Below are 20,108 nucleotides of genomic sequence, written 5' to 3'. Positions count from 1 at the left end.
CTCACAACCCGATCCTAACCCGTCACCGCCGATGGCCACCGCCGCGTGAGATCCCGCCTGCTACAGCGCTGTGAGGGCGCGCAGGCGGGCTCTCCCGCTCTCGTCCAGCTACACCACTCCAAGGGACACGACCATGGATTAGCCGAGAATGGCCCACACACGACCGATTGTTACATGAAATGGCATACTTACACCTCCCGATATTGGGCTATCAGGGGTGACGCGCCATAAAATTCATAATCCCAAGATAAACGCCAATGGCAAAAATTAAAATTCCGATGGAAATAACCACCCATTGGAGTTGGCGATATGACAAAACGGAAAATTGCCACGATCTGCGCATTGCTGCGCCAACCTCCTTGGAGCCCTGCTTCTAACTTTCTCATTCTCGACCACATCTTCTGATTTCTGTCTCATCACGATAAAGAATTTTGATATCAAAGGCAATTCAGCCCCCCTTAAAGATATCATATGCTATTTGCGTAAATCAGAACGCGATTTTGGTAATAGTTACAAGCGCGTTTGTTGGCATGGGCATGAAGTAGTACCCAATGAGAAAATAGTAAACCTATCGCATTAGTAAATTTATAATATCATTATCTTTTTTGGCCGGCATTATTCTCATTTTGTTTGGCTTTCTCGGTCAGCTCACAATATTTTTTCTCGAAGATGACCGCGGCCCAATACGATTTGTTGCGCCAGTTAGCCCGCAGCCCAAACGACGACGGCGGAGATGACCTCCGGCACCTACCTCGCCCTCACCTCCGTCCTGGTGCTGGCCTGCGCCTGGGTCGCGGTGGGAGGCCTGAGGCGGGCGGCGCAGCGGCTGGATGGGAGGGGAGACGGCGGGCGCCTACGGGATATGCCGACACGCTCGACACCTCGCTCAACCGCGTCGTGAACCGCGGCGAGCGCATCTCGAACTTCGTCGACCAAGTGCGCTTCTCGACCAGCCCCGCCCTCGCCGGCACGACGGTGCCACATCCGAACCGGCTGTTGCAGGCGTCCATGGCCGCCGTCAGCGCACCGGACTTTTCCCGCTCGAGGGTCCGAATAGTGGGCGGGGGGCCCCGTCGAGCGGTACCAGATCCTTCGTGACGAGCCCGCCTTGCCGTAGCGCCAGGGCGTCAGCCCCTGCTCCTTCCAGGTCTTCGCCACGCCATGGAGGGCAGCCTGGATCAGGTGGCAGCTGTCGTTCGTCGCCTCGGGGAGATGCACCACCGTCGAGACCGCGCGCATCGGGTCGCCGCGGTCGTGCGCGCTGGTGTGGCAGAAGATCGTCACGGCCGAGACTGCGAGTCCGCCCCACCGCAGCTTCTCGCCGAGCCGTATGGCGTGCGCCGCCGCCTGCTCCAGCATCGTCCTCTCGGTGATCCGGCTGGAGAAGCCACGGGCGACGGCGCACCCTTCCGGCGCGCCGGCACGATCTCAAGCGGCAGGCAGGCGTGGCCGCACAGCGTATGGATTATGCATTTATTTTGTTTTTATATACCAATCATCAAAATCAGAAAAGTTCGCGAAAACACGCCTATAGCCGTTTTTTGATAGCAAATCAAATATCTCGCGTCTTTGTTTTGTATAGTTATGCTCGATAGAAATCAGACCTATATCGTATTTACTGAAATCAAAAGATAGCAGGATATCTATCTCACTGCCCTCCGTATCTATACTCATGTAATCAATAATTTTTGGAGATTTTGCCTCAATTAGAAAATCCTCAAGAGTAATTGTTTCTACTGGATAGCGCAAGCCGCTTTCGCGCAAAGTTGCATGATGATCGCAAGACGTAAAAGTTTCAAGAGTCGACAGCGCAGGATCAGATGTCTGATTGAATTCTAATATGTGTCCCGTTTGAGAAAATATGCATTTGCTGCTTATATAGCATGAACGGGAGTTATAAAGCTTATCATGCCACTCCTTACAAGGCTCTGCCACTGCGCCATCCCATCCAAAAATTTTTTCAAGTAAGATAGTATTGCTGAGTTTTTCGCCATCGCAAGCACCAAATTCTACAAAATATCCATCTTTTTTTTCTCGCGTATTGAACAAAACCCAAAGATCCTGGAACAATTGACTGCTTGACAAATGAGCATTTTGAACGACATACGCTACAAATTCACGCTCTCTCGAATTATATAAAGACGATGTACTAAAATTGCTGCGTAACGAATGGCAGACTTTAAGAATTTCATGCACCGACATTTTTCTGCTCTGATTATTATCATGAGACACTCGAAAATATCACAAATTTGATATAAGTCAAGATGAATTTATGAAAAAAATACCAGGTATTTCGTGTAATACTTTCCATTACAGTAATTTATTGGAATATTTGGAGACTCAATCGATCTAAAAAGATATCTTTTACAATTATTACGAGAAACTTGCTGTGCAGACCCCGACCATGAACCTTGAAGACGTTCTTGATCGAAGCCGACAGCGTTAATCTGTGCAGGTGTGGGTTATCGTGATCAGACGCCCGCGCTATGCCTGTCGCGCCTGCGAGAACGTGGTCGTACAGACCTCCGCGCCCGCCTGCTGATCGAGGACGGACTGTCCACCGGCGGCCTCGTTGCGCAGGTCCTCGTCTCCAGAGCAGATCTCCACCTCCGGCGCGAACTGCCGGTGGATCGTGTTCGCCCGGGCCGAAATGTCGCCGTAGAGGGCATAGTTCGAGGAGAAAACCCGCACGTTCTTCTGGCGGCACAGGTTGCGGATTTTGAAGAAGGGCTCGCCCATCTTGATCCCGAGCGCCTTGGCCTCGGCGTTGCGGGCGATGGCGCAGCCGTCGTTGTTCGAGAGCACGATCACTGGAACACCGGCGAGCTTCGGGTTGAACACGCGCTCGCAGGAACAATAGAAGCTGTTGCCGTCGATAAGCGCGATGGCGTGGCTCATCGCACGAGACTCGCCCGGGCCTTTACGTCGTGCCAGCGCACCGAGAACAACAGCACGCCCCAGATTAGGCCTTCCTCTAGGTCCTCCAGAGCGAATTCCTGGTCCGTCTCTTGGTTATAGAACGTGAGGGACAGCCGGCTCCCGATCAAGGCCACGCTTCGAGCCTGTGTGGAGCAGGGATGACAGGATCAGGAGATCGTCGTGGGGATGCGGACGACGTTCATGGTGCAGACGTTCGGGATCCACCGGAAGCGGCTGCGGCCGGGCGCGCGGGATGTTGCGCCGACCGAGAATGGGGCGCTCAAGCGGGCGGAGGTGATCGTCAAGCGGATGCCGGGCACGGCGGCGCTGCGCATCGTGGCGGACGACGAAACGGGCGAACTCGAGAGCGCGACGATCCTCGGTCAGTTCGGCGAGGTGCCGGAGGACTTCGCCGAGATAGTGGGGCAGCTGGCGAAACTCTTTAGCGCCTACACAGTGGGACGAGGAGACCAGAAATTAGGACGCCTGGGCATTGGGTACATGTCGTAGGGGAGGATAATATGCATAAAATCACGAGGTGGAACGATGTTCATTATATAACTAATTATGTGGAATATGCTTGGTCATGTCGCCAAGTTTCGCAGAAAACTATCAGATCTTGCTATTGTCGCTTTGCTTGAACTCGTTTTGACAGAGCTGGTGCGTCAGGCTGAAGCTGACGGCTTGTCAGTCCGCACGACAAGATGCCACAGCGCTGCGCTTCCTATCGGAGTAAGCACCTCAAGCGATTGGGGCTTCTTTCTCCAGAAATGACCCTTGGCATGCCCGAGAACATTCAGCCTATCAGCACGTACATTCCGTTACTAGAGGGCCTTTATATACGTAAGGCGCGATAATCGCTGCGGTTTTAGTCCGGCATGACGCCGCGAGGCCAAAGCAGAAAACATCAAGGATTAGACAATGTTACTATCTTACATTCAGAAGCGTATTAAGTATCATAGACCAACAAACGGAAGCCTAGAATTGACATTAAGCAAGGATATGCTCCATGATATATTGAGAGGCGCGCTCGCCAGCATAGAAGTTGATGAGGACTGGTATTTGGAGCGGCATCAAGACGTCAAACTTTCCATTGAGGCTGGATCGATTGCAAGCGCAAAAGAACATTTCGTAAAATACGGCTATTTTGAAGGAAAATTACCATATAAAATACCAGTTGACGAGCAATATTACCTACGTGAAAATCCTGATGTAAAATCTGCTATCAAATCAGGAAGCATTAATAGCGCCGCTGAGCATTTTTATTCGGCTGGAGCATACGAAGGGCGATTGCCGTCAAAGAATTTTTCGCTCTTTAAAGCGTAAATATTTCTGAAATAAACATAAATAAACTTACATGATCCAAAGCCGGCCCTGAGGAAAATTACAGTGAACACATTTGCGGTCCTTGCACATTTTCCTGATGTAGGGGGCATAAGAACTCAGTTAAACAGAGTATCTTTGAATTTTAACGAATGGGATACGAAAAAATCCCCGCTCGGCGGCTGCCGCGGGGCTGAAAGCGGGGTCTCGGGTCCACTGAAGATCCGCCGGGCCAACGGGTAGGCGGCGGGACGGGTTCCGAGGTCAGTCGTGGCCGTGTTGGCGAACCTGCTCCCGGTCGATGCTGCGGAGCAGGTCTGTCTGCGCCGTCAGCTGCTCTCGCGCGGCTCGCTGGCATTCAGCTATCCGGGCCAGGTGCTCGACCTGCTGACGGCCGATCTCCCGCAGGTCGCGCAGGATGTTCAGGTACTCGGCCAGCCCTTGCAGGTGGACCATAGCGTCCCCCACCGTGCCGGGCGCCGGGGGCGGCACCTCGTGCTTGTCCTTGTTCGCCCGCAGCACCATGGCGACGCACATCATGGCAACGGCGCCACCGACGAAGACCTGGAGCGCCGGCATCGACGACAGCAGGGGGAGCAGTGCGATCAGGTGCTCCATGTTATTTCATCCGCTCCAGCACCGCGAGGGCCTGGCCCAGCCGGGTTCGGCGATCGACCGCATCGAGGCGTGCCACGTAGCACGAGATGGCCTCGAACACGGTCAGGGTCCCGAAGACCGGGATGACGAAGGACGGTGCCTCGGCGGTGAAGGCGTCGACCACCAGGGCGAGGGTCAGCTGCCCCATCACCAGGGCGCCGAGCGCCGAGCACACGGCCCGGACGTTGGCACCGTTCGGCTTTGTAATGCTGTTGTTGATGTGGCCATTGAGCCAGAGAGCGGTGACCCGCAGCACGCCCACCGCCCCGAAGAAGAAGGCCATGTTGCCGTCGTTGAAGCCAACCTCCGCAATCGGCTTCAGCGCGGCCTGCTCCATCGTGTCGCCCGGCATCGCGAGCGTCACGGCGATCAGCAGCATCATGACCGCCATGGCCCATTCGAATAGGCGGTTGAAGCTGTAGGCGCCCGCCGGGTGGGCGGGTGCGCTCGGGCCGGCGGGGAACAGCATGGCACCCTACCGCGCCGTCGCCGGTAGGGAGGCGATGACCGGCGCCAGGGTGTTGTGCTCGTTGGCGTCATGATCGAGATTGAGCTTGCGGAATACGATCTCGGTGAGACCGGCCTGCCCACCGGCCGCTTCGATCGCCTTAGCCGGCGCCGCGTCAACCGCCCGCTGCACCGCCTTGGCGATGACCTGCGAGCCAACGTTGATCGACAGCCTGCCCTCCGTCACCGAGCCCGGAACGGCGTTGTTGGCGTACTCGGTCACGGCGTTCGCCATCTGCTCGATGTGAACCGCTCCGGGTTTCTCGGAGGCTGTTTGTGTTGGGTCAGGCGGCCAAGGCTTGGTCGCTGACGTGGGTATAATAGTGCGCCTCGGCCTCGGCCTCGGCGGGAGGGATGTTGCCGATCGGCGCGAGCAGGCGGTGGTGGTTGTACCAGTCGACCCATTCCAGGGTGGCGTACTCGACCGCCTCGAAGGAGCGCCATGGGCCGCGTCGGTGGATCACCTCTGCCTTGAACAAGCCGTTGATCGTCTCCGCGAGGGCATTGTCGTATGAGTCGCCGACGCTGCCGACGGACGGCTCGATACCCGCTCCGGCCAAGCGCTCAGTGTAGCGCAAAGCCAAGTATTGCGAGCCGCGGTCCGAATGATGAACCAGGCCGCTGCCCTGGACAGGACGACGCTCGTACAGCGCCTGTTCCAGAGCATCCAGAACGAAGCTCGCGTGAGCACTGCGCGAGGCTCGCCAGCCGGAGCCTGCCCTCGGGCCGGCGAAGCCGGACCCGGGGGATGCGTCGGGCGAACACATCGATGACGAAGGCCACATAGACGAAGCCCGACCACGTCGCCACGTAGGTGAAGTCGCTGACCCACAGAGCATTCGGCCGGGGCGCCTTGAACTGACGGTTGACGCGGTCGAGGGGGCAAGCTGCGGCCGGGTCAGGGATCGTGGTGCGAACGGTTCTGCCACGCACCACCCCCGCCAAGCCCATCCTGCGCATCAGCCGCGCCACCGTGCATCGCGCGGTCACGATCCCCTCTCGGGCCAGCTGCCGCCAGATCTTACGCACGCCGTAGACACAGAAGTTCGCCTCGAACACGCGCTGGATCTCGATCATCAACGCGGCGTCGCTGCGAGTGCGAACCGGCTGCTTCTCGGGATCGGCACGCCGGGCAGCGTGCAGGTAGTAGGTCGACGGGGCGATCGGCAGCACCCTGCAGATCGGCCTCATCCTGAGGCTCTCGAAGGACGACCCCGTAGACGGCCCGATGATCGTCGATGAAGCTGATCATGGCCGAGACCGGCGGTCGAGCTCCGCCATCGCGAAATATGCGCTCGCCTTGCGCAGGATCTCGTTGGCCTGGCGTAGCTCACGGTTCTCCCGTTCGAGCGCCTCGATCCGCTCGCGCTCGTCCGTCGTCCGGCCAGGACGCACGCCCTGGTCGCGTTCGGACTGGCGCACCCAGTTCCGCAGTGTCTCGCCCGAGCAGCCAATCTTGGCGGCGATCGACTGGATCGCCGACCACTGCGAGCCATGCTCGCCCTCGTGCTCGCAGACCATCCGCACGGCGCGCTCACGCACCTCAGGGGAAAACGGCGTTGTTCGCTTCGTCATGGCTCCATCCTCTCAGAAGTTGGAGCCTCCGGGAAACCCGGAGCGGTTCAAGCGCGCCGGATGGTCGCTCGGCGACCTTGAGCGGGTCGAGATCAACGAGGCCCTCGCGGTCGTCCCGCTCGCTGTGGCCAAGGAGATCGGCCTGCCCGAGGACATCGTCAACGTCGAGGGCGGCGCCATCGCTCACGGCCACTCCATCGGCGCGACCGGCGCGGTGCTGACCACCCGCCTGCTCCATTCGATGCGTCGCGACGGCATCCGGCGCGGTCTGGTTACCCTCTGCATCGGCGGGGGACAGGGCATCGCGCTGGCTGTCGAGGCGACGTGACGGGAGCCTGCCCCGGGCTGCCCCTGGCCGTTCCCAACGGACGCAAACCAACCGGGCATTCCGTGAACGAAGAGGTCACGTCACGAGAGGCATCGAGACGGTCCGGACTGCGCTCAGGCCTTCGGCGCGATCGCTGACGATGTCCGGGGCGGCCTTGCCCGTGCCCGCCGTTGACAGCCCAACGGCAGTAAGGCTGCCGAATACCGGTCGCTTCCCGGAGAGCATGACGTCGCTCGCAGACGGCACGCTCGTCGTTAGCAGCATCGCCGATAGAGACCTCCTTGGGATCGAGGGCGAAGGTGCAGTCATGATGCCCTTCTTGAAACCCCGCGAACGTGGGACGCGCTCGACCTTCGGCCTCCTAGATGACGAGCACCTGGGCACTCTATGGGTCACCTCGAACGACGCGACGGCCGTCGGCGCACCCGGACTGACTGCCCCCGACGGCGGATGGATCCGCCATGGCGTCGGTGACGGAGCATCTCGGCTTCGGCGTCACCGCCTCGGTGTCCTACGAGCCGCCCTTCACCCTGGCGCGGCGCTTCTCGACCCTCGACCATCTGACGGACGGGCGCATCGCCTGGAACATCGTCACCGGCTACTCGGCGGCGGCCTCGCGGGCGGTGGGCCGCCCCGGGATCACCGCGCACGATACCCGCTACGACATCGCCGACGAGTTCCTCGACGTGGTCTACCGCCTTTGGGAGGAGAGCTGGGAGGACGGCGCGGTGTTGCGCGACCGGGAGCGCGGCCTGTTCGCCGATCCCTCAAAGATCCACCGCATCGAGCACACGGGCGAGCATTTCCGGATGGAGGGCATCCACCTCGTCGATCCCTCGCCGCAGCGCACGCCGTTCCTGTTCCAGGCCGGCGCGTCGAACCGCGGCCGCGACTTCGCCGCTGCCCATGCCGAGGCGGTGTTCCTGAGCGACCCATCGAAGGCCGCCATCAAGGCGACCGTGGCCGATACCCGCCGCCGCGCCGCAGCCCGCGGGCGCGATCCCGCCGGGATCCTGTTCTTCGCCCTGATGACGGTGATCGTCGGGCGCACCGAGGCGGAGGCGCACGACAAGCACCGCGACTACCTCGCCCACGTCGATCCGGAAGGCGCGCTCGCCCTGTTCTCGGGCTGGACCGGCATCGACCTCGCGCCCTACGACCTCGACGATCCGTTCCCGGTGATCCGCAAGGAGAACGCGATCGCGTCGCTGGTCGAGTCCTTCGCCCGGCCGGAAAAGGCCTGGACGATCCGCGAGATCGTCACCCACAACGCCATCGGCGGGCGTGGGCCCGTGCTGGTCGGCTCGGCCGCGCAGGTCGCCGACGCGCTCGAAGCCTGGATGGACGAGACCGATATCGACGGCTTCAACCTGAGCTACGCGGTGACGCCCGAGGGCTACGGCGACTTCATCGAGCTCGTCGTGCCGGAACTGCAAAGCCGCGGCCGCTACAAGACCGCCTACGCGCCGGGCCCCTTGCGGGAGAAGGTTGTCGGGCCGGGCCAGAGGCTGCTGCCGGCGAGCCATCCGGCGGCACGGTTCCGGCGGGGGAAGCAATGACGAACCCGCCGAACGCCTGCGCGTAACACGCCTCGCTCTTCATCAACACGAGTTCGCATTGACTGCGAGACCGTTTGTTTGCAGCCTACAGAGTTGACATCCTGCTTGTCATTCCGGGGCCGCGCAGCGGAGCCCGGAATCCAGAAACACAGGTCTTCCAGAACGGGGCGGGGAGTACTCCGCTTGATCCTGTACCGTTAGCGCGTCTGGATTCCGGGCTCCGCTGCGCGGCCCCGGAATGACCAGCAGAGTGTCAATTCCGTGGGACGGAACCAAGCAAGCTCTGAGCTGATGACGCGGAGGATGACAGGTGCCGTGGGGATAGGCCGGGCAGGACTCACGGTCCCTTCACGTCCGGCCGGGCATCCGGCACGAAGCCGGCCCGGTTCGGCATCGCCACGGCGGGCAGGCTCCTCGCGTCGAGGACGGCATCCGCCGGCACGATCCCGTTGAGGTGCAGCAGGTAGGCCGAGACCGCGTAGACCTCGTCATCGGTCAGGGATTGCGGCGCGTCGAACGGCATCGCCCGCCGGACGTAGTCGAACAATGTCGTGGCGTAGGGCCAGAAGCTGCCCACCGTGCGCACGGGCTTGGCTGTCGCAAGCGTGCCCTGCCCGCCGACCAACCGGTCGGCCGCTCCGCCCTGGCCGGTCTCGCCGTGGCAGGAGGCGCACCGGGCGGCGAAGACCGCGCGGCCCTCCGCGACGCTGCCGTGGCCGGGCGGCAGCCCGGCGCCGTCGGGGCGCACGTCGATGTTCCAGGCGGCAATGGCGTCCGGCGTCGCGGGCCGGCCAAGGCGGTGAGGGCCGAGGGAATCGGCCGCGGCCGGTCCTGCGAGGATCAAGCAAGCCGCGCCGACGGCGGCTCCCGAAACAATCTCACGCCACATGCCGCACGCTCCCGCCGGCCGCGACCTGCCAGCCGTAGATGCCGTTGAAGTGGTAGATCGAGTTCGTGCCGCGGGCCGCCACCAGCGCCTCGCGGGTCGGCTGGCGGTAGCCGGTCTCGTCGGTGGCGCGGCTCTGGATCAGGGCCGGACCGCCGTCCCAGGACCAGGGCAGGCGGAAGCGGGTGAGGCAGCGCGACAGCACCGGCTCCTGCAAAGTGGCCGGGCGCCAGGAGGCGCCGCCATCGACCGAGACCTCGACACCGGTGATGCGCCCGCGGCCCGACCAGGCGAGACCGGAGATCTCGTAGGCGCCCGGCTCATTGAGCTGATGCCCGCCGGACGGCGTGGTGACGACGGACTTCGCCTCCATGGTGAAGGTGAACTGGCGCGCCGTGCCGTCGGGCATCAGGTCGGTGTATTTCGAGGTCTCCTCCCGGGTCTGGAACGGCCGGTCGCCTAACTTCATCCGGCGCAGCCACTTGATGCTGAGGTTGCCCTCGAGGCCGGGGAGGAACAGCCGCAAGGGATAGCCCTGCTCCGGCCGCAAGGCCTCGCCATTCTGGGCGTAGGCCAGGATCGCGCCGTCGAGGGCCGAGAGCGGCAGGCTGCGTGTCATCGCGGCGGCATCCGCTCCTTCCGCCAGCAGCCAGGCGGCTTCCGGCCTGACGCCGACCTCGTCGAGGAGCGTCGCCAGTTCGACGCCGGTCCACTCGGCGCAGCTGAGGAGCCCATGGGTGTCCTGCACCGTCCAGGCCGGGTTGGTTTTCTGCCAGGCCGGCGTGTTGCCCGAGCATTCGAGAAAGTGCAGCCGCGACACGCTGGGGAAGCGGGCGAGGTCGTCCATGGTGAGGATCAGGGGCCGCGCGACGAGGCCGTGCACCACCAGGCGGTGCTGCTCGGGATCGATCGCCGGGACCCCGCCGTGGTGGCGCTCGAAATGCAGCCCGTTCGGGGTGATCGTGCCGTGGAGGTGCTGGAGTGGCGTGCCGGTCGAGGCGGCGCCCGGGAAGGCCGGGGTCGTGCGGGGCTTGCGGGCGAGGCGCTCGAAGGACGAGGGCACGCCGTAGCCGGGGCTCGCGACGCCCCTGCCCGGCTCGCGGGTCCAGGCTGGCACCTGCAACGGCCCCTCGGCGGCGAGCGCGCCGCCACTGACGCCGAGGGCGCCTGCGAGGAAGCTCCGGCGCCCGAAGAGCGGGACGGAGGATGGTGGCATGGGAAACGATCCTTCAGGCGGTGCGCCAGCGCAGCGCGCGGGCGGCGAGCGAGGCGGCGGTGGCATTGAGCAGGAAGCCGACGAGGCCGAGGATCACGACGCCGAGCATCACCAGATCCATCTGGAAGCGCTCGCGCCCGGCGATGATCAGGCCGCCGATACCGGGGCCGACCGCCATGAAGTATTCGGCCCCGACGGTGGCGAGCCAGGAATAGATCAGCGCCAGCTGGAGGCCGGTGGCGATCGAGGGCAGTGCGGAGGGCAGGAACACCCGCAGCAGCATCTGCCGGTGTGAGAAGCGGAGCGCCCGGCCGACCTCGACGAGCTGTGGCGAGGCACTGGCGACGCCTTCTTTCGTGTTCACCACCACCGGCACGAAGGCGGCGAGCGCGATGAACACCACCTTGGCACTCTCGGCGAAGCCGAACCAGATCGAGATGATCGGGATCCAGGCCAGGACCGCGATCTGCTTCACGGCATGGAACGTCGGACGGGGCCGTCATAGGCCGCGAAGACGGGCTCGAGATCGGGAACCGAGGTCTTCACGAAGCCCTCGTTCGCCGCACGCGCCGTCATGCCATTGACGACGAGCATCTGCTGAAACTCACGGTCGGACGGCAGGCGGTGGAAGCAGGCGGCGAGGAAGTCGGCTGTAGCGGCGGCGCGCGTCGCCAGGTCGTGCGAGGTCGCAGTCCCGCTGAAGTCGCCGGCGAGCGGCGTGAGCAGGTCCGGCGACAGCCTGGTCACGGCGTCGACGAGGTTGATGCCGGCGACACCCGCAGGACCGTGCTTGCGGAGATACGCGCCTGCGACGTAGCCGCCGAGCGACCAGCCGACGACCACGGGACGGCGCAGCCTGGCCGCGGCGATCACGGCCGCGACGTCGTCGGCCCACCGGTCGGGATCGGCATAGGCGGCGAGCGCGTCCGGCTTGTCGGAATCGCCGTGCCCGCGCAGGTCGAAGCGCACGAGTCGGAAGGCTGCCAACGCCGGATCGGCGAACTGCCTGTCCCAGCTCAGCCGGCTCTGTCGCAGGCCGTGGATGAAGAGGATCTCGGGCGCGTCCGGATCGCCCGCGGCCTCGCCCGCCAGTGCCGTTCCGTCGGCCGATCGAGCGGTGAACGCCGCGCGGCCATTCGTCCGGGGCCCATCGCCGGTGTCGGCCCGCGCGGGTGCGCCGGGCCATGCTGTCTGAAGCGGCAGGGCCGCAGCGCCGAGGGCGGCAAGGGTGGCCACGAGGCCGCGGCGGGTATGGTCCATGGCGCATATCCGTTTGTTTAGTGATCGCTATGCTATCGACTTGACCAACCTAGTCAAGCGCCGTTTAGTGATCGCTATGAAACAGGATGCGACAGGGCGCGGCGGCCGGCCGTGGAGCTTCGATCGGGACGCCGCGATCGACACCGCCATGCTGCTGTTCTGGCGTCATGGCTACGAGGGCGTGTCGATCGGGGATCTGACGAAGGCGATCGGGATCGCCCCTCCGAGCCTGTACGCCGCCTTCGGCAGCAAGGCGGGCCTCTATCGGCGGGCAATGGAGCGCTACGAGGAGACCCGAGGCGTCCTCGACGTGGCGGCGATCCGCTCGGCATCGTCGTTGCCGGATGCGGTGCGCGCGCTCCTCACCGGTGCCGTGACCGCCGTGACGCAGCGCCAGCACGAGAGAGGCTGCATGATCTCGAGCGGCCTCGTTGCCTGTCATCCCGATCACGCCGACCTGGCCCGCGACGCGGCGGCGCGGCGGGAGGCCCTGCGCGGGAGGATCGTGCAGGTTCTGTCTCCCTTCGCGCAGGGCGACCGACTGGAGAAGCTGGCCCGGCACTTGGCCGCCGTGATGCAAGGCATCTCGATCCAGGCGCGCGACGGCGTGGCACCGTTGGAACTCTCCGACATCGTCGAGGAGGTCGTTGCCGGCATTGCGGCACGCTTCTCCGAGGATTGAGGGCGATGCGCAGCGGGGAAGCGGTGCGTCCTCCAGCAGGATGGCCCATCTCGGATTGGCCGCAGGCGGTCGCGGCACGGCCTCGATTCAGCGAAGGCCATGGAGCACGAACCTGCCCACGTGGATGGCACAGGCGGCCCCGCGAGAAGAAATTGCCTACCCGCCTGCCGTATCTCGAAGGCTTGTTCCTAGAAATCGAAATATAAAGTAATCCCGTTTCGTTGACGGCCCGCATCGGCAACGACACAATTACCGCCTCACGACAGCTCAAGCGCGAACGGAAAACGCGCGCTGAACGCACGAGGTCGGCATGACGTCGCTCAACGAATACTTGGCGGAGAAGCGCGCGGCCGTGGCGGCCCGGGAGACGCGAATCGAGGCCGGGAGCCTGGGGACGGTGCCGCTCTCCGCAGAGGTCAGCGTTGAGGGCCGCAGCGGCGTGCGCCGGATCCGGATCCGCGACCATCAGGTCGTCACCGATTCCCCGCCGGACTTCGCCGGTTACAACCTCGGCCCCGGCTCGCCGGAGCTGCAGCTCGGCATCCTCGGCAGCTGCCTCGCCCATTCCTACCTGATCCAGGCCGCGCGTCTCGGCGTGCCCCTCGATGCCGTCGACGTCACGGTGAGCGGGCAGCTCGATGCCCGGGCCGGCCGGCCCGGCTTCGAGGCGGTGCCGGTGCACCCGTATGACCTGGCCTACACCGTACGGATCGTCTCGCCGGCCTCCCGCGAGGCGGTGGCCCGCCTTGAGGCCGAGGTCGATCGCGCCTGCCCGATCCTCAACCTCCTGCGCTCGCCGCAGACCGTGCGCGGCACCCTCGACCACCGCGCGCCCGACGCGCCTGCGCAAGCCGCCTGACGCCCTCACCCCCGCCGAAGCCTTCCCGACAGCCCCCGGACGATGACGCTCCCTCCCCTTCCCCACACCCGCCGCCGCTTCCTCGCCCGCGCCGGCACGCTCGGCCTCGCGGCACCGCTCGGCCTCATCGGCTCGCCCTCCTCGGCCGGGCTCCTGCCGGTGCCGGACCTTGCCGGCGCGCCGATATGCCGGGTGGCGGCCGAGGGGCCGTCGCCTGCAGGCGCCCTGCGCCCGATCAAGCTCGCCTGGAACGCCTCGGCGATCTGCACCGCCGCGGCGCCCGTCGCCAAGGAGAGCGGGGTGTTCGCCCGGCACGGGCTCGACGTCGAGTTCGTCAATTTCGGCGGCTCGACCGAGCAGCTGCTGGAGGCGATCGCCACCGGCAAGGCGGATGCCGGCATCGGCATGGCCCTGCGCTGGCTCAAACCCCTGGAGCAGGGCTTCGACGTCAAGGTCACGGCGGGCATCCACGGCGGCTGCATGCGGCTGCTTGGCGCCAAGTCGGCCGGGGCGACCAGCCTGGAGTCGCTGAAGGGCAAGGTGATCGCGGTGAGCGACCAGGCCTCGCCGGCCAAGAACTTCTTCAGCCTGCTGCTCGCCAAGCGCGGGATCGATCCCGAACGCGAGGTCGAGTGGCGGGTCTATCCCCTCGATCTCCTCAACCTCGCGGTCGAGAAGGGCGAGGCCCAGGCGCTCGCTGACGGCGATCCGCGCACCTTCCTGTGGGCCAAGGACACCCGCCTGACCGAGGTCGCCAACAATCTCTCGGCCGAGTACCACGACCGCACCTGCTGCATCCTGGCGCTGCGCGGCTCGCTGGTGCGCGACGAGCGCCCGGTGGCGGCGTCCCTCACCCGGGCGCTGCTCGAGGCCGGTACCCGGGTGGCACACGATCCCGACTACGCCGCCAAGGTCTATGCCGGCTACGGCGGCAAGGGCTCGGTGGACGAACTCGCCGCGATGCTGCGCAGCCACACCCACCATCACCACCCCCTCGGGGCCGAGCTCAAGCAGCAGATCGCGGCTTACGTCGACGAGTTGAAGACCGTGAAGGTGATCCGCGCCCGCACCGACGCGAAGCGATTCGCCGAGCGCGTCTATGCCGACGTCCTGAGCTGAGGCGGCGCCCGTGAGCGACATCGCGCTTCCCCAGGCGGCGGGCACCGTCCGGCGCCCCGCCTTCCTGCCCGCCCCTGCTTCGGTCGCTGCGGCCACCGCCTGGATCGGGCTCTCCGCCCTCGTCGCGCTGCCGCTCGACCTTGGGGATTTCGGTCTCACCCGCGAACTCGCCATCGGGCTTGCCGGGGTCGGGGCGGTGATCCTGGCGGCGGGCTTCCTTACCCCGGGCGAGACCGGCCTCGTCCGGCGGGTCCAGGGCTGGTCGCCCTGGCTGATCGTGCTCGCCGCCCTGCTGGGTCTATGGGAGGTCGCGACCGCCAAGCGTGCCTGGCTGCCGATGCCGTTCTTCCCGCCGCCCCAGGCGATCCTGGAGGTCTTCGTCGAGGATTACGCGCGGCTCGCCGACAGCGTCTGGCATTCCCTGCGGCTGCTGGCCGGCGGCTACGCCCTCGGCGCGCTCGCCGGCTTCACCCTCGGGGTCGCGGTCGGCTGGTCGCAGAGCGTCGGCTACTGGGTGCATCCGGTGCTGCGCTTCGTCGGCCCGCTGCCAGCCACCGCCTGGCTACCGCTCGCCTTCTTCGTCTTCCCGTCGAGCGGCTCGGCCTCGACCTTCCTTGTCGCGCTCGCCACCGGCTTTCCCGTCACGGTGCTGACCTGGTCGGGCATCGCCGGGGTCAACAAGGCCTATTACGACGTCGCCCGAACGCTCGGCGCCCGCGAGGGCTTCCTGATCCTCCGCGTCGCGATCCCGGCGGCCCTGCCGCACGTCTTCGTCGGGCTGTTCATGGGGCTCGGCAGCTCCTTCGCGGTGCTGGTGGTGGCCGAGATGCTGGGCGTGAAGGCCGGCCTCGGTTGGTACCTTCAATGGGCCCAGGGTTGGGCAGCCTATGCCAACATGTACGCGGCGCTCGCCGTGATGGCGCTCGCCTGCTCGGGCCTGATCACCCTGCTGTTCCGGCTGCGCGACCGTCTCCTCTCCTGGCAGAAGGGCCTCGTCCAATGGTAGCTGGCCTGATCGCACGATTCGAGGCGCCCGCCCGCGGCGCCGCCGTCTCGCTTCGCGACGTGCACCACGCCTTCGCGCTGAAGAAGGCGCCGCTCCCGGTGCTCGACGGCGTGTCGTTCGACGTCGCGCCGGGCGAGTTCGTAGCCCTGCTCGGGCCGTCGGGATGCGGGAAGTCGACCCTCCTGCGCCTCGTTGCCGGGCTCGAGCCGCCGAACGAGGGCCGAATCGACGTCGATAGCGCTCCCTTGCGCGGCCCGCACCCGTCCCGTGGCCTCGTGTTCCAGGACCCGACGCTCTATCCCTGGCGCAGCGTCCTCGGCAACGTCGCGATCGGCCCGGAGGCCCGCGGGCGCGGCCGGGCGGAACGCGGCCGGATCGAAGAGACCTTGGCCCTGGTCGGCCTGTCGGGCTTCGCCGACGCCTTCCCGCACCAGCTCTCGGGCGGCATGGCGCAGCGGGTGGCACTAGCCCGCGCTCTCGTCAACGCGCCGCCGCTGCTGCTGCTCGACGAGCCGCTGGGCAAGCTCGATTCACTGACCCGGCTGACGATGCAGGCCGAGCTGGTGCGGCTGTGGCAGGACAAGGGCTTCACCGCGCTTCTGGTGACCCACGACGTGGAGGAAGCCCTGATGCTGGCCCAGCGCATCCTGGTCTTCTCGGAGCGGCCGGCCCGCATCAGGGCCGACATACCTTGCAATCGATCCTATCCGCGCCACCGCGAGGACCCGGGCGTGGTGGCCGACCGGCGCGCGATCCTGGACCTTCTCGGAACCGCCTGAGGAGTTCATGTCAGTCCAACTTGTAGGTTGTTCGTTTTTCGACCGCGCCGCAGGGCCTCCCGGCGGGCAGCGCGATCCAGGCCACGTTTCCCGAGGGTGGCCACCACGGAGTGAACGTGGGCCCTGCAGAGCCCTGAGATCCGTGCTCTTGGCACGGGGTTGGACATCTAATCGGTGGAATCGCGCACAATGGTTTATCCGTGCCAAGGGCACGGTGTAAGTAAGCTACTCCCCCTCGATGTCGAGATCGAGTTGCGCGCTCCCGTTGTCTACAACCGGAATAGGACCGCCCTCCTCGGCCCACCGCGTAAGGGCTGGCCGCGCCGGCACTTCCGGGTCGAGATAGCCCAACCGCCGGAGCGCCCGGAGCCGGGCACACTGCCGCTGCCACTCCACGATGCGTTCCGACCGCTCCTCCTCGTCGAAGGCCTCCTCATCGTCGATGTCGGTGGCCAACGCGAACAGGCGCCCGATACGGTCTCGCGACCCCTCAGTCGGGGTCGCGAGACCGAGGATGTAGTACCATTCGCCCTCGTCAGTCGGGACGTCGATGAGGCGCGCAGACGACATGTATTCCAGCAGGAGGCGCAGGTCCCCATCCTCGACAGGCTCGCCCGGTTCGCCAGGCACGCTGAGGCCCGCGTTTCCCAGGGTGCAATATCCCTCGTCTTCCTCGTCACGCCCGTCTGCGTCACGCGCGAACCGGCGGAGATGGGCGCGCTCCGCCTCGCTCAGGTTAGTCCAGATGAAGTCGCCGACCGGGTACCGTTCCCGGCGCAATCCATGTTCCGACACGTCAAAGCTCCCACGCAGGGGCGACATGCCCCATACAAAGGAGACAAATCCGGCTGTAATCGTCAGTCCATCCTATCCCAGATGCCTTCGCATGTCATGGTAAACATCGGGACATCCACCGGGATGGTTAATAAGTGGTTAACCAGCAAAGGCGGCAGACTCGCCAAAGGGCGCCAGATATTCGTTAGCGTCTCCGTCGCCAGCGACGACATGAGAAGCGCCGAGAGGTGGCTGTGCCGGATCTCCGTCACACGCCTCCGCAGGCTCTCGCGCTCGACGAAATGCCGCTGCCCCCCGGGATCTTCTTGCAAATCCTGTGGTCCATCTGAGGCGTCGACGTGGTGACGATGCCTCGCTCTTCGTCGAAGGGCGCCATGGACAGGAGATGGTGGCGTGCCGGTAGCCCAAGGCGTGGGGCAAGCGGGGGCGAGCCAATACGTCCCCCAGGTGTCGGGCCCGGTACGCTGACCTTGGGAGCCGGCGCCCTCCGGACCGCGACGTGCCCGCCCCGTAAAAACGTCATCCACCCCCGGGGGTGGATGACAATTTCACGGAGCCGCCCCCGGCCCAGGCTTTCCGTTAAGCCGCCCTCGCGAAGATCTCTCTCAAGCGCGGTCGGGACCCCCGGCGCCAGGTTTCGGCCTTCGAGGCGTCGATGGGCCAGACGGCCGACGTGGCTGCGTCCGCCGAGGTCGCCGCGGCGGTGGACGACACCCCGGGGCAGACCGAGGCCGACCGGCGCGCCTACGGGCCCTGGCTCTGGCGCGGACCTCACGGAGGAGTTCCTCGCGGCCAAGGCGCCCGACCTCAAGCCGGGCTATGAACGCAAGTACGAGGCTTACCTGCGCCACCCCGCGTTCGACCGCATCCGGGACCGGCTCGTCTCCGATGTCCGCATCGCCGATCTGGAGGGCGTCCGGAACGCGGTCGTGAAGAGCAACGCGGTCTCTGCGGCGCGCCGGGTCGTCCAGCAGGGCCAAGGAAATGATGTCGTGGGCCTGGCAGTACAACGCCGGCATCAGCGGCCTCGACACCTGCGATTATGAATGGTGGAAGCGCTGGGCGATCCGGTACAAGCCCGGCACGCGCGACCACGTCCCGACCGTCGACGAACTCGCCCGGACGCTGGCCGTCGCCGAGCGGCACAGGTCGCTCGGGCAGACGGAGCATAGAACCGGGACGGGGGCGCTCGCCATGCTGTGGCTCGTCGTCCTTACGGGCCAGCGAACGTTCCCGGTGTCGGTTCTCCGGCGTGACCGCCTGTTCTCGTTGGACGGCATGCCGGGCTGGCTGAGCGCGAACTGGACCGGGGTCGAAATGAAGGGTGGGCGGTCCGGTGGCCGTCCCCATGCCCTTCCGCTGCCCCCGGCCGCGTTGGCGGTGCTGGAGCGAATCTGGGCGGAGCTTGACGAGCGTTCGCCCTGGGCATGCCCCTCCGCCCGCAGCGAGAGCCACGCCGACCAGGGCACGGTCAATAAGGTTCTGGGCCGGCTCCAGGGCCTCGACGCCGACGGGAACCCGAAGCCTGGGCGACAGGACTTCTTCGCACTGCACGGCATCGAGCGCTGGATCCCGCACGACGCCCGGCGCGGCCTCGGCACCTATCTCGGCGACCGCAGGCTGGGCGGCGCGGCGAGCGCCATGCTTGCGCACAAGCCCAGCAAGAACGAGGACGAGCGCGAGCGGACCGAGGCCGTGACGCGGCTGCACTACGACCGCTCGCAACGCATGGCGCTGAAGGCGGAGGGCATGACACTCTGGGTCGACGCCGTCCTGGAGGCCTACGAGCGGGAGCGCGCCGCGCTGGCCCTCATCCCCCTGCCAGAGCCCCCTCCCCGCCCTCCCCGCACGAAGCGCAAGCCCGCCGAGGAGCGGAAACCGACGGAGCCCAGGGATAACTCGCCGGAGGCGGCCGCCCCCGCTTGCCCGCCGAATCTCGAGTTGCGATCCACACAGTCTCGAAACGCCGGCCGACGGAGAGACGCCGTGAAACGCCCGATACGCCCCACCGCAACCAATAGACCATCCGGGGCGTGACCGCGTGGCGGCAGCCCCTGCTACGGAGGCTGCCCTCATGACCATTTTCGTAACCGCCGATACGCACTTCAACCACGTCGGCGTGCTCGCCATGTGCGGTCGCCCGTTCGCCGACGTCGCGGAGCACAACGAGTTCCTGGTGCAAGCCTGGAACTCGGTCGTCGGCCCGCGCGACGAGGTCTGGCACCTCGGCGACTTCGCGCTCGGGGGAACGCCGGAAGAGCTCGCGGCGCTATTTCGGCGCCTGCGCGGCCGCAAGATTCTATGCCGGGGCAACCACGACAAGACAAAGACGACCGGCTTGGGCTGGCACGCCGTCTACGACTTGGCGACGCCGAAGCTTGCCGGCGAAAGGTGGGTCTTTTCCCACTACCCGATGCGCGCCTGGGTCGGCGCATTCCGGGGCTCGCGCCACTGCTTCGGGCACACGCACGGGCTCCTGCCGGACACGGCGCGAAGCTGCGACGTCGGCGTCGACCGGTGGGGTTACCGGCCGGCCTCGCTTGAGGAGATCCGCGAGAGGATGGCGGCGACGCCCGAGGAGCCTGAGGAGCTCCGGCTCGGGCGCGCGATGGAGGCCGAAGGCGGGGACGACTAGCCC

Annotated in this window: 18 protein-coding genes, 6 pseudogenes and 1 other annotated feature; of the genes and pseudogenes, 12 read left to right on the top strand and 12 right to left on the bottom strand. The window is 65.4% G+C overall.

Annotation, left to right across the window (positions count from 1 at the left end):
• Positions 1-863 precede the first annotated feature (863 nt).
• Both F1D61_RS30450 and F1D61_RS30445 read right to left on the bottom strand, forming a co-directional pair.
• Positions 864-1,469: pseudogene (locus F1D61_RS30450) on the bottom strand (DUF4113 domain-containing protein); the annotation flags it as partial.
• A gap of 4 nt (positions 1,470-1,473) precedes the next feature.
• Positions 1,474-2,202, bottom strand: a complete 729-nt coding sequence (locus tag F1D61_RS30445) for an FkbM family methyltransferase (RefSeq protein ID WP_203155658.1) — start codon at positions 2,200-2,202, stop codon at positions 1,474-1,476.
• A gap of 250 nt (positions 2,203-2,452) precedes the next feature.
• Here F1D61_RS30445 and F1D61_RS35490 point away from each other — a divergent pair.
• Positions 2,453-2,610, top strand: a pseudogene (locus F1D61_RS35490) (IS66 family transposase); the annotation flags it as partial.
• Here F1D61_RS35490 and F1D61_RS30440 read toward each other — a convergent pair.
• A pseudogene (locus F1D61_RS30440) lies at positions 2,584-2,898 on the bottom strand (Y-family DNA polymerase); the annotation flags it as partial. The pseudogenes F1D61_RS35490 and F1D61_RS30440 overlap by 27 nt on opposite strands.
• Before the next feature lie 201 nt (positions 2,899-3,099).
• On the opposite strand from F1D61_RS30440, the pseudogene F1D61_RS30435 reads away from it, so the two are divergent.
• Together F1D61_RS30435 and F1D61_RS30430 are read left to right on the top strand one after the other, a co-directional pair.
• Positions 3,100-3,336 (top strand): annotated as a pseudogene (locus F1D61_RS30435) (hypothetical protein); the annotation flags it as partial.
• A gap of 567 nt (positions 3,337-3,903) precedes the next feature.
• A complete protein-coding gene (locus F1D61_RS30430) occupies positions 3,904-4,245 on the top strand; it encodes a hypothetical protein (protein WP_203155657.1) in 342 nt (113 codons plus the stop codon).
• 261 nt (positions 4,246-4,506) lie between these two features.
• Here the strand turns inward: F1D61_RS30430 and F1D61_RS30425 are convergent, their stop codons facing one another.
• The 4 genes and pseudogenes from F1D61_RS30425 to F1D61_RS30410 form a co-directional block, all read right to left on the bottom strand.
• Positions 4,507-4,860, bottom strand: a complete 354-nt coding sequence (locus F1D61_RS30425) for a hypothetical protein (RefSeq protein WP_203155656.1) — start codon at positions 4,858-4,860, stop codon at positions 4,507-4,509.
• Position 4,861: 1 nt separating this feature from the next.
• Positions 4,862-5,368 (bottom strand): hypothetical protein, encoded by a 507-nt coding sequence (locus F1D61_RS30420; RefSeq protein ID WP_203155655.1) that lies wholly within the window; start codon positions 5,366-5,368, stop codon positions 4,862-4,864.
• A 6-nt stretch (positions 5,369-5,374) separates the two neighbouring features.
• Entirely contained in the window at positions 5,375-5,641 is a 267-nt protein-coding gene (locus tag F1D61_RS30415) for a hypothetical protein (RefSeq protein WP_203155654.1), read from the bottom strand.
• Positions 5,642-5,690: 49 nt separating this feature from the next.
• Positions 5,691-6,981, bottom strand: a pseudogene (locus tag F1D61_RS30410) (IS3 family transposase).
• Positions 6,562-6,700 (bottom strand) — a sequence feature (AL1L pseudoknot). It overlaps the preceding pseudogene by 139 nt.
• Positions 6,982-7,030: 49 nt before the next feature.
• On the opposite strand from F1D61_RS30410, the pseudogene F1D61_RS30405 reads away from it, so the two are divergent.
• Both F1D61_RS30405 and F1D61_RS30400 read left to right on the top strand, forming a co-directional pair.
• Positions 7,031-7,309, top strand: a pseudogene (locus F1D61_RS30405) (acetyl-CoA C-acyltransferase); the annotation flags it as partial.
• 461 nt (positions 7,310-7,770) lie between these two features.
• The gene (locus F1D61_RS30400; protein ID WP_246775615.1) at positions 7,771-8,868 is read left to right on the top strand and encodes an NtaA/DmoA family FMN-dependent monooxygenase; all 1,098 of its coding nucleotides are present in this window, start codon (positions 7,771-7,773) and stop codon (positions 8,866-8,868) included.
• Positions 8,869-9,205: 337 nt separating this feature from the next.
• Here F1D61_RS30400 and F1D61_RS30395 read toward each other — a convergent pair whose 3' ends face one another.
• The 4 genes from F1D61_RS30395 to F1D61_RS30380 are packed head-to-tail and all read right to left on the bottom strand — an operon-like array spanning position 9,206 to position 12,230.
• Complete coding sequence (locus F1D61_RS30395; protein WP_203155653.1) at positions 9,206-9,757, bottom strand: c-type cytochrome; 552 nt, start codon at positions 9,755-9,757, stop codon at positions 9,206-9,208.
• Positions 9,747-10,970 (bottom strand): sulfite dehydrogenase, encoded by a 1,224-nt coding sequence (gene soxC / locus F1D61_RS30390; RefSeq protein ID WP_203155652.1) that lies wholly within the window; start codon positions 10,968-10,970, stop codon positions 9,747-9,749. The genes F1D61_RS30395 and soxC overlap by 11 nt, the downstream gene beginning before the upstream one ends.
• A 13-nt stretch (positions 10,971-10,983) precedes the next feature.
• The gene (locus tag F1D61_RS30385) at positions 10,984-11,445 is read right to left on the bottom strand and encodes an ABC transporter permease (RefSeq protein ID WP_203155651.1); all 462 of its coding nucleotides are present in this window, start codon (positions 11,443-11,445) and stop codon (positions 10,984-10,986) included.
• Positions 11,442-12,230: an alpha/beta fold hydrolase gene (locus F1D61_RS30380; protein WP_203155650.1), complete on the bottom strand. Its 789-nt coding sequence runs from the start codon at positions 12,228-12,230 to the stop codon at positions 11,442-11,444. Before F1D61_RS30380 ends, F1D61_RS30385 begins: the two co-directional genes overlap by 4 nt.
• Before the next feature lie 76 nt (positions 12,231-12,306).
• Here F1D61_RS30380 and F1D61_RS30375 point away from each other — a divergent pair, with 76 nt between their 5' ends.
• The 5 genes from F1D61_RS30375 to F1D61_RS30355 all read left to right on the top strand — a co-directional run bounded on the left by F1D61_RS30375 (position 12,307) and on the right by F1D61_RS30355 (position 16,675).
• Positions 12,307-12,912, top strand: coding sequence for a TetR/AcrR family transcriptional regulator (locus F1D61_RS30375; protein WP_203159349.1), 606 nt, complete (start codon positions 12,307-12,309; stop codon positions 12,910-12,912).
• 310 nt (positions 12,913-13,222) lie between these two features.
• Positions 13,223-13,771, top strand: a complete 549-nt coding sequence (locus F1D61_RS30370; protein WP_203155649.1) for an OsmC family protein — start codon at positions 13,223-13,225, stop codon at positions 13,769-13,771.
• Between the two features lie 42 nt (positions 13,772-13,813).
• Positions 13,814-14,890: an ABC transporter substrate-binding protein gene (locus tag F1D61_RS30365; RefSeq protein WP_203155648.1), complete on the top strand. Its 1,077-nt coding sequence runs from the start codon at positions 13,814-13,816 to the stop codon at positions 14,888-14,890.
• Between the two features lie 10 nt (positions 14,891-14,900).
• A complete protein-coding gene (locus tag F1D61_RS30360; RefSeq protein ID WP_203155647.1) occupies positions 14,901-15,896 on the top strand; it encodes an ABC transporter permease subunit in 996 nt (331 codons plus the stop codon).
• Complete coding sequence (locus tag F1D61_RS30355) at positions 15,890-16,675, top strand: ABC transporter ATP-binding protein (RefSeq protein WP_203155646.1); 786 nt, start codon at positions 15,890-15,892, stop codon at positions 16,673-16,675. Before F1D61_RS30360 ends, F1D61_RS30355 begins: the two co-directional genes overlap by 7 nt.
• Positions 16,676-16,900: 225 nt before the next feature.
• Here the strand turns inward: F1D61_RS30355 and F1D61_RS30350 are convergent, their stop codons facing one another.
• Positions 16,901-17,470: a hypothetical protein gene (locus F1D61_RS30350; protein WP_203155645.1), complete on the bottom strand. Its 570-nt coding sequence runs from the start codon at positions 17,468-17,470 to the stop codon at positions 16,901-16,903.
• A gap of 987 nt (positions 17,471-18,457) precedes the next feature.
• Between F1D61_RS30350 and F1D61_RS30345 the strand changes: the two genes are divergently transcribed.
• Together F1D61_RS30345 and F1D61_RS30340 are read left to right on the top strand one after the other, a co-directional pair.
• Positions 18,458-19,507: a hypothetical protein gene (locus tag F1D61_RS30345; protein ID WP_203155644.1), complete on the top strand. Its 1,050-nt coding sequence runs from the start codon at positions 18,458-18,460 to the stop codon at positions 19,505-19,507.
• Between the two features lie 4 nt (positions 19,508-19,511).
• Positions 19,512-20,105, top strand: coding sequence for a metallophosphoesterase (locus F1D61_RS30340; protein WP_348649406.1), 594 nt, complete (start codon positions 19,512-19,514; stop codon positions 20,103-20,105).
• Positions 20,106-20,108: the final 3 nt, after the last annotated feature.

The organism is Methylobacterium aquaticum (genome assembly GCF_016804325.1).
Taxonomy (GTDB): Bacteria; Pseudomonadota; Alphaproteobacteria; order Rhizobiales; family Beijerinckiaceae; genus Methylobacterium; species Methylobacterium aquaticum_C.
This window is presented reverse-complemented; position numbering and strand designations above follow the sequence as displayed.